The 12,375-nt window shown below is 46.2% G+C and carries 8 protein-coding genes and 2 pseudogenes; 5 read left to right on the forward strand and 5 right to left on the reverse strand.

Annotated features, from left to right (window positions below; all coding sequences use genetic code 11):
* Positions 1 to 228, forward strand: a pseudogene (locus tag ACMA1I_RS13160) (hypothetical protein); the annotation flags it as partial.
* Between the two features lie 1,122 nt (positions 229 to 1,350).
* Here the strand turns inward: ACMA1I_RS13160 and ACMA1I_RS13165 are convergent.
* A complete protein-coding gene (locus ACMA1I_RS13165) occupies positions 1,351 to 2,670 on the reverse strand; it encodes a heparin lyase I family protein (RefSeq protein ID WP_337068836.1) in 1,320 nt (439 codons plus the stop codon).
* A gap of 1,053 nt (positions 2,671 to 3,723) precedes the next feature.
* Positions 3,724 to 4,737: a YihY/virulence factor BrkB family protein gene (locus tag ACMA1I_RS13170; RefSeq protein ID WP_337068837.1), complete on the reverse strand. Its 1,014-nt coding sequence runs from the start codon at positions 4,735 to 4,737 to the stop codon at positions 3,724 to 3,726.
* A 196-nt stretch (positions 4,738 to 4,933) separates the two neighbouring features.
* Between ACMA1I_RS13170 and gltX the strand changes: the two genes are divergently transcribed.
* The 3 genes from gltX to ACMA1I_RS13185 all read left to right on the forward strand — a co-directional run bounded on the left by gltX (position 4,934) and on the right by ACMA1I_RS13185 (position 7,882).
* Complete coding sequence (gene gltX, locus ACMA1I_RS13175) at positions 4,934 to 6,475, forward strand: glutamate--tRNA ligase (RefSeq protein ID WP_337068838.1); 1,542 nt, start codon at positions 4,934 to 4,936, stop codon at positions 6,473 to 6,475.
* A gap of 249 nt (positions 6,476 to 6,724) precedes the next feature.
* Entirely contained in the window at positions 6,725 to 7,072 is a 348-nt protein-coding gene (locus tag ACMA1I_RS13180; RefSeq protein WP_337068839.1) for a hypothetical protein, read from the forward strand.
* A gap of 42 nt (positions 7,073 to 7,114) precedes the next feature.
* On the forward strand, positions 7,115 to 7,882 hold the full coding sequence (locus tag ACMA1I_RS13185; RefSeq protein ID WP_337068840.1) for a TIGR00266 family protein: 768 nt from the start codon (positions 7,115 to 7,117) through the stop codon (positions 7,880 to 7,882).
* A 641-nt stretch (positions 7,883 to 8,523) separates the two neighbouring features.
* On the opposite strand, the gene ACMA1I_RS13190 is transcribed toward ACMA1I_RS13185, so the two are convergent.
* The 3 genes and pseudogenes from ACMA1I_RS13190 to lptB form a co-directional block, all read right to left on the reverse strand.
* Complete coding sequence (locus ACMA1I_RS13190) at positions 8,524 to 10,011, reverse strand: GH3 auxin-responsive promoter family protein (RefSeq protein WP_337068841.1); 1,488 nt, start codon at positions 10,009 to 10,011, stop codon at positions 8,524 to 8,526.
* A gap of 73 nt (positions 10,012 to 10,084) precedes the next feature.
* Positions 10,085 to 10,366, reverse strand: a pseudogene (locus ACMA1I_RS13195) (four helix bundle protein); the annotation flags it as partial.
* 131 nt (positions 10,367 to 10,497) lie between these two features.
* On the reverse strand, positions 10,498 to 11,229 hold the full coding sequence (lptB, locus tag ACMA1I_RS13200) for an LPS export ABC transporter ATP-binding protein (RefSeq protein WP_337068842.1): 732 nt from the start codon (positions 11,227 to 11,229) through the stop codon (positions 10,498 to 10,500).
* A 281-nt stretch (positions 11,230 to 11,510) separates the two neighbouring features.
* Between lptB and ACMA1I_RS13205 the strand changes: the two genes are divergently transcribed.
* Positions 11,511 to 12,311, forward strand: coding sequence for a glycoside hydrolase family 25 protein (locus tag ACMA1I_RS13205; RefSeq protein ID WP_337068843.1), 801 nt, complete (start codon positions 11,511 to 11,513; stop codon positions 12,309 to 12,311).
* Positions 12,312 to 12,375: the final 64 nt, after the last annotated feature.

The following is a 12,375-nucleotide window of genomic DNA, read 5'->3' on the forward strand; positions in this document are numbered from 1 at the left end:
AAGAAGCTCGCCTACCGGGGCGGGAACTGCTTTGCCGAGAAGGACCTGGCCAGGGGAACCACCGAGATCATCCCCAGGTGGAAGCTGGGCATCTACAAGTCCGACTGGAACAACGGCAAAACCACTGACACCAAGAAGCGCGTGCTCTACTTCGACGAGATCAGGATGGGAAACGAGAGGGCCACGCTTGCTGACATGAGCCTAAAACCGGCGCATCCTCCTTATTAACTAATCAAAAAATCTGAGACATGCTTTCCCTAATATTTACCTGCCTGTAACAGTTCTTTCGCCAATTGGCTTCATTTACCTGGACAGTGCAGGTTGTCCTAACTAAGTCAGCGATGGGAGCAGATAAGATACCACAAACTAACCTTAGCCATGAATCAACTAGATGTGTATCAGTGTCCTTATAATAGGCAGCTTCCGGTAGCCTAACAAGATGGTTTGTCCAAGCAAATTCTTTTTAACAGGTGAATTGACTTGTGCTTTAAAAATCACAACTACTTGTATTATGACAATTAAGATTCTCAAGAAAGCATAAAACTCTTGCTTTTTTGAGAATCTGACAGAGCATTGGCAAGCTTTGCTAGGGGTAGCAAAAACCAATTTAAATGAGCGGGAATAGTGGCCGGAGCAGTACGCAGCGCCACAAGGGCAACCTGCTGGTATTATAGAACCAGAAGCTCATGAACCGGCGCCCGTTAACGCGCTTTTTGAGCTGGAAGGGAAAAGACAATGTTTAATAAGACAAAATTTACCATTAACTGAAGTACAGCTCCTGGCTGATTTCTGTAGAGTTTGGGCTCCCGGTTTTGACGCGGCAGATATTGTAAGCCATGACCAAAAGTAAAGATAAACTACAAAAGCAAACGGAAAAGTGGCAGAAACAGAGAAACGGAAGGCAGGTGAAGGTTAGCAGGCATTTTACAACAAAGAATATCTGTTCAAACCTGAAGATGAACAGGAAGGCTTTTTGGCAAATTGTAGAAAAGGAGACGTTTTACCTACAGATTATTTGAATGAAAAGGCCCTCGTCGTATCCCCTTTACTGCTGATCTGGCTTATACCCGTTATGTTTAACTTGAGTAACAAGAGCATACGGAGCAGCTTCCTTTTGAACGCCTGCTCCCTTTTAGTGGCAGAGCGAGGTGCCAACCTTCTAGAAAGGCGAGTTAAAAGAAACGACGTTGGGTACTTTCAGACGGAAATTAATATACAGCAGAACTTATAAAATTCTAAAAGGCTGGGTGGAAACAACAAAATATGTTTCCACCCAGCCTTTTAGAATCCTTTTTAGATAATGATAACTATAACTCTCTAAATTAGGTCAATCCTCCAGTTTCCATTAATTTACTGCTCAACAACTTCTATAGCAGAGACAATGGCGTTGTTCTTCAGAGAAGCAAAGTCGATGTTGAGCGTCCCGTTGGTAACCGATACACCGGTGAAGGTTTTCACCACGGCACGCCCGAAGCCCGCCTCACGATGGATGTCGTAGCTGCTCAGCACGCGCTTGCCCTGCACAGACACATCAAAAACCCGTGCGTTGGAGGCTTTGAAGTACGGCTCCACAAAGTGTAGCTTCACGGTGTAGAGACCAGAAGACTTTACCGGCACGCTGTAGCCGAAGGTTCTCCCGGAGGAGGCATAGCGGTAGCTGCGGTAGAGGTTCGCATCACTGGTGCCTGATACGCTGATGGATTTCTCAGCCACTACTCCGCCCGTGAAGCCCCCGTCAGCCGACCAGGTACGCGATTGGCTGTCAATCAACTGCGTGCCTCCGACGTTAGTCAGCATGCTACCAGAGACAGCCGGCGGCGGTGAGGTCGTCCCTTTGCGTGGTGTCATGTCAGCAAGTGTGGCCCGCTCATTTCCCATCCTGATCTCGTCGAAGTAGAGCACGCGCTTCTTGGTGTCGGTGGTTTTAGTGCCGTTCCAGTCGGACTTGTAGATGCCCAGCTTCCATCTGGGGATGATCTCGGTGGTTCCCCTGGCCAGGTCCTTCTCGGCAAAGCAGTTCCCGCCCCGGTAGGCGAGCTTCTTCTCGCCGTTGACCCACATGTCGGTCACGCCGGCGTGGTGGTCGAAGACGATGTGGAAGACGATGCTCACCCACTGGTCCTTGGGCAGCGGGTTCCACCCCTCCACGGGCAGCTTGATGCTGCTGCCGGCAAAGCGCCGCACGTCGAGGAACATCCGGTCGTTGATGATGCGCAGGGACATGGGCGGGTTGGTCGGCCCTTGGTGCCACTGGGTAATAATTTCTTGCTTACTATCGCTCTGCCAGTGCTCCGAGGGCAGATACAACGAAAAAGCGTACCACCTGTCCATACTGTTCTGGGCGGGGAACAAGACTTCTGACCTTGTTCCATTACTAACCAGAGGATCAGAATCTCGCAACTCAAAGCGCCCTGCTTTGCTGCCGTTGTACACTGTAGTGCTAGATACACTAAAAGCATGGCTAGTACCGAACTGTTGCCTTATCCCCGAAAACAGAGAGCTGGTCTCAAAGGTCTCTTCAATTAATAAGTTAGCGGATGTGGCGAATTTTGTGTTCTCTAAGGAGAGGGTGTTAGCAGGGGCAATCTCTTCTAGTTCTTTTGGTTCACAAGAAATTGCTAATGCACCTATCAGTATAGGGGCAAAAATACCACTAAGTTTAAGTTTCATAAAGTTGGCTAATGTTGGCTAAAAGTTGAAATTTAATTTGGCTAAAAAAATTTATATAATGTGTATTGGTGAAGACATCCCTAAGAGACCGAAATAGTTAAAATAACTGATTCTGCAGGTTTAGCATTATTTCAATTATCAAAACATTAATTTATTGTTACTTTTTAATCAACATTGTATAAAAGTAGAGCAAGAGACAAGGCTTCAATCTTACTGTTGTTTAAGACTGGTTTATTTAATAACGTGGATTAGTTTTGCACATTTTATTTAAACAACCATGTACAAATGTAACGCACTAATAACCAATAATAAAAGCAGCATAAAATAATTCATGTAAATGGAAGAAACCTATAGGCGAATTGCTACTTTTAAAGGGTAAAAATAATTGTTCAATAAATTGCTAGAACTATAATAGCACTTATATTATTAAAAGTATTTCAAGATTTAAAACTGCCGATTAAAATAAGAATTTCAAGATTTAAATTTTATACAACTTCTACTGAATTGTTCATCTTGAATATATTTATACTATAAACTATCATCATATGTAAATACTTTGAACAACCTATTATAACTCCTTCCATATCGGAAAGAGGCAGCTTAAGAGTAGCTATATAATAAGTCTTACTTCTAAAGCTTTTTAACAATAGAACACCTGATGTTATGGAACCGGAAACTAAATATTATGAGTGCAACAATTTGGGCAAAACGCGATTTTTGAAGGATTTTTCAGACTCTTGTTTTAACACAGATTTAAAAGGAGTTTATAGGTCACAAGAGAAATAAGTAGTATGAAAGTCAATTTTTATTCTTAGCCATAGGAGTAGCGGGTAGTTCCTGTCTGCTCTTACTTTAGGCAAAAGTGTATCAGGTACAAAGAGTAGTTAGGACGTTAAAAAATGTAGAGATGCTAGAGGCAGCACGAACAAAAGCAGGAGCATAGCAACCAATACTAGGCAAAGGGCTAATTGGATTATGAAGAAATTACTCTAATGAAAATAGCCTTCCAGAGGGTTTTTCAGCTAATCCAGGCTTAGGGTATGTAGGTGGCGGCTAAATATTTTCGCCGGCTGATGTGTTGTCCGGTTGTTTCTGTGGCTGCTCTTCGTCTCCGTACACTTCCTCTGCAAATTTGCCCGGTTCCGCATTAACGGCAGAATGCCCCACCTCCAGCTCCTGCCGCACGAAACGCACCGCATAGTCGGCAGGGTAAATGTTGTGGCCGTATTTACGCGAATACACAAATGTGAACACAGCTCCAAAAAAAATCATCTGCGATATAAAGAATACCCACGAGAGAATAATGATTACCGTACCGGCAGCACCGTAAGCCGAGCCTACATCTGCCTTGCCCAGGTAAAACCCGACAATACCTCTGGCTATAGAGAACAGGACAGCTGTTACAAAGGCCCCAACCCATACATCGCGCCATTTTATTTTTACATCGGGCAGGTACTTGTAAATACAGGCAAACAACAGCATTACCAGCACCAGGTTCGATACAAAGTTGGCCGCATGCAGCACATAAAATACCCAGCCTGAAAAGCGCGCAGTCAAAAAGTCGCCAATAGCCACCAGCACCGCATTAGCCAGCAAAGACACCAGCAGCAAAATGGCAACGGCCAGTATCATACCAAACGACAGCACCCTATCGAGCAGCGCCTTCAGGTAGCCGCGTTTGTAGTTGGGGCGCACATGCCAGATCTCATTCAGCGAATCCTGCAGCGACACAAACACGCCCGTAGCCGCCACAAAGAGCACCACCGTGCCAACGAGCGTGGCAAAACTTATGTCGGTAAAGTCGTTTATGCTCTCTACCATTTTCTGCACCTCATAAGCCCCCTCAGAGCCAATTAGCTCTTTTATCTGGTAGTAAATTTCGCCAGACACAGCCCGCTCGCCAAAAAAATAGCCTGCTGCGCTAATAATAATGATTAGGATGGGTGGCAGGGCAAAAACTGTGTAATAGGCAAGGGCCGCTCCTTTCTGAAACGAATTATTGTCCAGAAACTCCAGCCAGGTTTCTACCAGCAGATACCACACTTTTTTTAACCTTCTTATTATCATCAGTGGGAGTCTCTAAACCTTTTGTTAATTTCTTACAGATACGGAAACCACTGATTATGTTTTTATTAGAAACTCAGCCATTTTTAAAGCTTAATATAGGTACCCTCCTACATTGCATGTACCCGCCATTACCGAAACGCAAGTTTATTTTGTACCTTTGTGGCAGATTTAGATAAGAATTTTTCAGTAACCATACATGGAAAGAGAAGTAAGAGTACGCTTTGCACCGAGTCCGACAGGGCCTCTCCATATAGGCGGCGTTCGCACGGCCTTATACAACTACCTGTTTGCCAAGAAAATGGGTGGCAAAATGATTTTACGCATCGAGGATACCGACCAGAACCGTTTTGTGCCTGGCGCTGAAGACTATATCATCGAAGCCCTGAATTGGTGCGGTGTAACGTTAGACGAGAGTCCGGTAGTAGGTGGCCCCTATGCCCCATACCGCCAATCGGAACGTAAACCCATGTACATGCAGTATGCCCTGCAGCTGGTAGAGAGCGGCCACGCTTACTATGCTTTCGACACAGCCGAGGAGCTGGACGAAATGCGTGAGCGACTGAAAGCCGCCAAAGTAGCCACTCCGCAATACAACGCCATTACACGCGCTACCATGAAAAACTCCCTCACCCTGCCTGAGGATGAGGTAAAGCGCCGCCTGGAGTCCGGAGATCCTTATGTAATCCGCCTGAAGGTGCCCCGCAAAGAAGAGGTACGCTTAAAAGATATGATCCGTGGCTGGGTAATGGTACATTCTTCTGCCATAGACGATAAAGTACTTATGAAGTCTGACGGTATGCCAACTTACCACCTGGCCAACATCGTAGACGACCACCTGATGGAGATCACGCACGTAATCCGGGGGGAAGAATGGTTACCTTCCGCACCACTGCACGTACTGTTGTATCGTTACCTGGGTTGGGAAGACACCATGCCCGAGTTCGCTCACTTGCCCCTGCTCCTGAAGCCAGACGGCAATGGCAAACTGAGCAAGCGCGATGGTGACAAACTCGGTTTCCCGGTGTTCCCGCTCCGCTGGACCGATCCTTTTTCTGGTGAACTCTCCAGCGGTTACCGCGAGGCTGGTTACTTGCCCGAGGCTTTCGTAAACTTCTTGGCATTTTTAGGATGGAACCCTGGTACGCAGCAGGAGATCTTTTCGCTGGAGGAGCTGGCGCAGGAGTTTTCGGTAGAGCGCATTGGCAAGTCTGGGACTCGCTTCGATATACAAAAGGCCCGTTGGTTTAACGAACAGTACCTGCGCGCCAAGCCGGATACTGAACTGGCCACTTACTTACTGGCGGCCCTGGAAGAGCACCAGATTACCTGCACACCGGAGAAGGCCGAGAAAATTGCCGGACTCATGAAAGAACGCGTGAGCTTCCCTCAGGATTTCTGGCAGGAGGCGGCCTACTTTTTTGTAGCCCCTACGGAGTACTCCGAAAAAGTAGCCTCTAAGAAATGGAACACGCAGGCAGTGGAGGTATTCCAGGAATTCAAGAACGAACTTCCGGCGCTGTCAGACTTTAACGCCGATTCGGTGAAAGCATTGCTGTTGCAGATTCTGGAGCGCCGTGGCATGAAGATCGGACAAGTAATGCAGGCCCTTCGCCTGGCTGTAACTGGCGCTGAGGCAGGACCAGACCTGATGCAGATTATAGAGGTAATTGGCAAAGAAGAAACTGCCAACCGCATAGATATGGCTACTGCCAAACTAAGTCATTTCGCCACTGCCTAAGCAGTCGCACTCAAAGCAAAAGAGGTTAGTCCATTTCGGTGGGTTAGCCTCTTTTTTGTTTACGGCTTTTGGCTTTATAAAACAGCTTAAGCCACCATTTGCAACTATTTCCTGATTTCACCTTATACAAGTGTTTAAGCATAAAGCGTTAGATACTAGTCAGCAATCAAGTACAGGTTCAGGATAGCAGCCTTACTGGCTATAAAGATCCTGCGCTTTTACACTGATGTCCCTCTTAAAACTAAAACTATGGCAAAGAACAAGAAAGAAAGCAAAAAGAAATCGCGGGTACACAAAGACCTCGAAGGCTTTGAAATAAAAGTAAACCAACAGGGAGAAATTATTTCGAACTACAACATAGATCAGATAAATGAGTTTCTAAACAAGAACGTAGAAGACAAAAAGCTACTGAAGCGCGATGCCGCTGAAAAAGCCCTTCGCCAGGAAGAAGACGAGTTTCATGTGGAAGAGACAGAGGAAGTAGAAGAAACAGACGAGGATTTTGTACGCAACACCAATGCCGTGTCTGACGACGAAGACGATGTGCCTGTACGCGGCAAAAAGAAAGACAGCGGTGAAGATGAGGACGAAGATTAACAAAATCTTATATTGCTTCTGAATCAAAACCCTGTTCAGACTATGAGAAACTCCCACGAAGTCGACTACAAGATCTTTGGCAACGATATACAGGTGCTGGAGATCGAACTAGACCCCAACGAAACTGTAATTGCTGAAGCCGGTGCCATGGTGTACATGGAAGAAGGCATCGATTTCCAGACTAAAATGGGCGACGGATCCAATCCTAGCCAAAGCATTTTGGGTAAATTAGCCTCTATGGGCAGCCGCATGCTTACGGGCGAGTCGCTGTTTATGACGCACTTTACGCACAGGGGCTATGGCAAGAGCCGGGTAGCTTTTTCGGCACCTTACCCTGGCACTATTTTGCCGATAGACCTGGGGCAAGTGGTCGGCAATACGCTTATCGTTCAGAAAGATGCATTTCTGGCGGCGGCACTGGGCACTAAGGTAGCCATGCACTTTAACCAGAAGTTAGGAGCAGGCTTGTTTGGTGGCGAAGGCTTTATTCTGCAGAAACTCTCCGGCGATGGCCTTGCCTTTATACATGCCGGTGGCACCATTGTAGAAAAGCAGCTTCAGAACCAGACCTTGCGTGTAGACACAGGCTGTGTAGTAGCCTTTGAACCTGGCATTGATTTTAGTGTGCAACGGGCTGGTGGCTTAAAGTCGATGATCTTTGGTGGCGAAGGCATTTTTCTGGCTACCTTGCGCGGCACAGGCCGGGTGTGGCTGCAGTCTATGCCAGTGAAAAAACTAATCGAAGCCCTTATGCCCCGCGGCGAAAACGCCAAAAAAGAGGGCGGCTTTATGAGCAGTTTCCTGGAGTAAACGGCAGCTTGAAATGGGCAGTAGTTTATTGCTGATAGCTATGGCTTTATATGTTTTTCACTATATTTTGCAAGCAAGCTCAGATCCTTTATTTTTAGATATTCTTAATTTAAAACGATGACATTAGATATCAAGAGTAACTGGAATACCATTAATAGTGCGTTGACCATTATCAACCTATTTCTATTTATGATGCTTACAGCGCAGGGTTTTAATTATGAAGAAGTTAAAGACAAGAAGGTCCCTATCGCGCTCAATATGCTTCTTCTGTTATTCTTAGGCTTCACAGTATTTGTAGCCATTTATAAATTGGTTTAACCTTTCGTTCAATCCAATGCTACACCACTATAACAAAGGTATAGCAGCTTAACAAAGAATGCCCGACAGGTATAAAAACTGTCGGGCATTCTTTGTTATGATTTCGGTTAGTGGGGAAACCCTGTGAGTATGAACAATGCTAATTACTTTCCATGGCACAAGCACCTTCTCTCGTGGCAACTAGTAATTTGTTTTGAAATACCCAATGCAGCTAATTACCCCTGAATTATTCTAATGAAAATGGCCTCCAAGAGGCTCTGCTAGCTAAAGTATTTCAAGGCGCCGGACATTTTTAATGATTAGCATATTAAATCAATAGTACATTATCCCAAGCCGTTTACCTCCATTATTTCCTCTAAGTATTCGCGGCTATTGCTGAGCCTTGGCACTTTGTTTTGGCCGCCCAACTTGCCTTTTTTACTGAGCCAGTTCGTAAAAGTGCCTTGTGGTGCAGCATGAATAATGGGTGCTACCAGGGCAATGTCTTTGTGTCGTTTGGCATCGTAGTCGGAGTTAATTTCGCGGAGAGAATCGTCGAGAACCTGCGTAAACTTTTGCAGGTCGCTGGGTTGTTTCTCAAACTCTATTACCCACTCGTGCCCGCCACGCTTGCCGCTCTCCATATACACCGGAGCGGCCGTAAAGTTGGTAATAATGGCACCGGTGGCATCGCAGGCTTTGGTAACGGCTACCTCTGCATTCTCTACAATCACCTCTTCGCCAAAAGCATTTATAAAGTGCTTGGTGCGGCCCGATATTTTAATGCGGTATGGGTCTATGCTCGTAAACCGAACTGTGTCGCCAATTTTGTAACGCCACAAGCCAGCATTCGTCGAAATAACAAGGGCATAGTTCTTACCCAATTCCACCTGGTCCAGCGTCAGCACACGAGGGTGCTCTTCTTCAAACTGATCCATTGGGATGAACTCGTAATACACGCCGTAGTCCAGCATGAGCAGCATTTCGTCTTCGGTGCCTGCCTGGTCTTGTATACCAAAAAATCCTTCGGAAGCATTGTACACTTCCAAGTAGTTCATTTTACTCGTCGGAATAATTTCTTTAAAGAGCTGCCGGTAAGGGCCAAATGCTACGGCCCCATGCGTAAACAGCTCCAGATTAGGCCATACTTCCAGAATATTCTGCTTGCCGGTTGTTTCGAGAATTCGCTTCAGGAGTACGTAGGTCCAGGTAGGAACTCCCGACATGCTGGTTACATTCTCCTGCACCGTGAGCTCCACCATCTTGGCTATTTTTTCTTCCCAATTGTCCATTAAGGCAACTTTTAGCGGTGGGGTACGCATGGCTTCGGCCCAAACAGGTAAGTTCTGCATAATCACAGCCGACACGTCGCCGCAAGAAGTTTTGGAATTGAGTTCGTTCGGGTGGTGAGTCCCTCCTATCGATAAGCCCTTGCCCGAGAATAACTTTGTTTCCGGGTAAAGGTTTACGTAGATCGAGAGCATATCTTTGCCGCCTTTGTAGTGACACTCTTCCAGCGCCTCAGGGCTTACGGGTATGTATTTGCTACGGGCATTGGTCGTGCCCGACGATTTAGCAAACCACTCAATATCGCTGGGCCAGAGGATATTCTGCTCCCCCTTCATACCCCGCTCAATGTACGGAAAAAGGTCCTCATAGGCCGATACAGGCACCCGCTCCTGATATTCTTTTACCGACTTAATGTCTTTGTATCCATACTTTTTGCCCCACTCCGTGTCTTTGGCAGTGCTTATCAGGTTATGGAACAATTCCTCCTGCACATCGTGCGGATATTTGCGAAACAGATCGATCTGATGGATCCGCTTTTTCATTACCCACGTTACTATCGAGTTTATTATTTCCACTGTTCTGGTTGCTGTTTGTTAATTGTTGATTGCTAAGAAGCTACTGCTGCAGGTTCATATTTGTTACTTTCATCAAGCTGTTAAGCTTTTTAGGCAGGTTTTGAAGTACAGAAAAAACATGGGCATAATCTTCCTGAGTCAGGAGTTTTCGTACTCTGCACTTCTCATTCCAATCCAGGCACTTGTATACAGATCCTCGTGTATACCTGAAAAACTGTATTTTCTCCTTCTTACCGTGCCGGCCAAAGCCCTCGGCTATATTAGCTGATATACTGTCTATAGCTCTTACAAACTGCTGTCCCACCGTATTACGGGCAAAGCTCTCCCATTGCTCTACCCTTAGCTATAAAAAATTACTTAGGTTGAATGCAGTTTTGTAAACCTCCACATCGTTTAACTGTACATGTTTTCGTTCCTGCATACTACAAACACAAAACAAATAACAATCAACAACTAAACCTTCCGCTTCAGCTCAAAGTGTTTGCCCAGGTATACACGGCGAACAGTTTCGTCAGCAGCCAGGTCTTCGGCAGTACCAGACTTCAGAATTTTACCTTCGAACAGCAGGTAGGCTCTATCGGTTATAGAGAGGGTCTCGTTTACGTTGTGATCCGTAATAAGGATGCCTATGTTTTTGTTCTTGAGCTGGGCTACAATACCTTGGATCTCTTCTACGGCAATAGGGTCTACACCGGCAAAAGGCTCGTCGAGCAATACAAATTTTGGGTCTACGGCCAGGGCCCGGGCAATTTCGGTGCGGCGGCGCTCCCCACCCGAAAGTACAATGCCTTTGTTTTTGCGCACATGCGTGAGCGAGAACTCCTCCAGCAGCTCCTCTACCTTCTCTTTCTGCGCCTGCTTCGACATGTTGGTCATTTCGAGTACGGCCAGAATATTTTCCTCCACGGTCAGCTGCCGGAATACCGATGGCTCCTGGGCCAGGTAGCCTACTCCCCGCTTCGCCCGCTGGTACATGGGCATGGTGGTGATGTCTTCCTTATCCAGAAAAATCTTTCCTTTGTTGGGCTTTACCAGTCCTACTATCATGTAGAAAGAGGTAGTTTTACCGGCACCGTTCGGCCCCAGCAGCCCTACAATTTCGCCTTGGTTTACTTCTACGCACACATCGTTTACCACCATGCGCGACTTGTATTTTTTAAACAGGTGTTCTGCCTTTAGTATCATTGTTGTAAGTTACTTAATAAACCTACGCCCTGCAACGGACGCTGCTACTGCATATTTCAGACTTTACCACTTGTGCCGGATAACGAATTTAAGCATCTTCCAGCTGAATTCTTCTAATGAAATTGGCCTTCCGGAGGCAATTTGCTCGCCAGGGTACTCCTGGTTAATATGGCTTAAGAAATAGATACCGGCAAAGTTCATGCTTATTTAGGTAAATACTCTATAAAAAGCTTGATTTTTACTCGCTTCGTGCTTAGCTTGTAGTAGTTATCGTCACCACTATGTCTTTTGTTTTCCTTTTATTTATTTCACAGAAGCTGGGCCACATTGGCTTACTGTTCCTGGCTGGCTTTGCCAGCTTAGTAGGTATTTCCGAGCCAGTTACAGAAGACGATGACAAAACCACCACCACCAAAGTCAGTAGCCTAAAAGGCATTGATGTATCAAGGTGGCAGCATGAGGTAGACTGGCACCAGGTAAAGGATGCCGACATTACCTTTGCTTTTGTAAAGGCCTCGCAGAGCGACTGCCGGCAAGACCCATACTTTGAACGTAATTGGCAGGAAACGAAACGCGTGGGCATTAAGCGTGGTGCTTACCACTTTTTTATTCCCACTGTACCGGCCATAGAACAGGTAAAGATATTTAAAAACCTGGTTCGGCTCGAAGCTGGCGACCTGCCTCCGGTGCTCGATGTGGAAGTGGCAGACCCTACTATTAGCGGGGAGCAGTTTCGGGAGCAGATAAAAATCTGGCTCGAAGCCATAGAAGACCACTATGGCATGAAACCTATGATTTACTCGAACCAGAATTTTTACCGCCGCTGGCTCAAAGGTCACTTCAATGATTACTCCTTTTGGATTGCCCGCTATAACACAGCACAACCCGTATTACACCAAACCGATAAGTGGACTTTCTGGCAATACACCGACCGCGGTATACTGCCTGGTATAAAAGCAGCCGTAGATCTTAACTTTTTTCCTGGCGATTGGGATACCCTGCACGCTCTTTGTCTGCCAGAGCTGCCAGCTCCTAAGGAGGACCATCTGCAACAGCTTAAGCATAGACAGCCACTGCCATAGCGAGCAAAGCATTACCTAATGGGTTGCAGCTTTTCGCAACAAGAAAAGAAAATAAGCTGTTTAA

Origin of the sequence: Pontibacter sp. 13R65 (assembly GCF_047525655.1) — a bacterium.
In the GTDB taxonomy this organism is placed as follows: domain Bacteria; phylum Bacteroidota; class Bacteroidia; order Cytophagales; family Hymenobacteraceae; genus Pontibacter.

Bases quoted from the DNA above. Each gene is read 5' to 3' on its own strand.
- gltX (WP_337068838.1), top strand. From the start codon at position 4,934: ATGGAAAGAGAAGTAAGAGTACGCTTTGCACCGAGTCCGACAGGGCCT.
- ACMA1I_RS13185 (WP_337068840.1), top strand. From the start codon at position 7,115: ATGAGAAACTCCCACGAAGTCGACTACAAGATCTTTGGCAACGATATA.
- ACMA1I_RS13170 (WP_337068837.1), bottom strand. From the start codon at position 4,737: ATGATAATAAGAAGGTTAAAAAAAGTGTGGTATCTGCTGGTAGAAACC.
- lptB (WP_337068842.1), bottom strand. From the start codon at position 11,229: ATGATACTAAAGGCAGAACACCTGTTTAAAAAATACAAGTCGCGCATG.
- ACMA1I_RS13180 (WP_337068839.1), top strand. From the start codon at position 6,725: ATGGCAAAGAACAAGAAAGAAAGCAAAAAGAAATCGCGGGTACACAAA.
- ACMA1I_RS13165 (WP_337068836.1), bottom strand. From the start codon at position 2,670: ATGAAACTTAAACTTAGTGGTATTTTTGCCCCTATACTGATAGGTGCA.
- ACMA1I_RS13205 (WP_337068843.1), top strand. From the start codon at position 11,511: ATGTCTTTTGTTTTCCTTTTATTTATTTCACAGAAGCTGGGCCACATT.
- ACMA1I_RS13190 (WP_337068841.1), bottom strand. From the start codon at position 10,011: ATGAAAAAGCGGATCCATCAGATCGATCTGTTTCGCAAATATCCGCAC.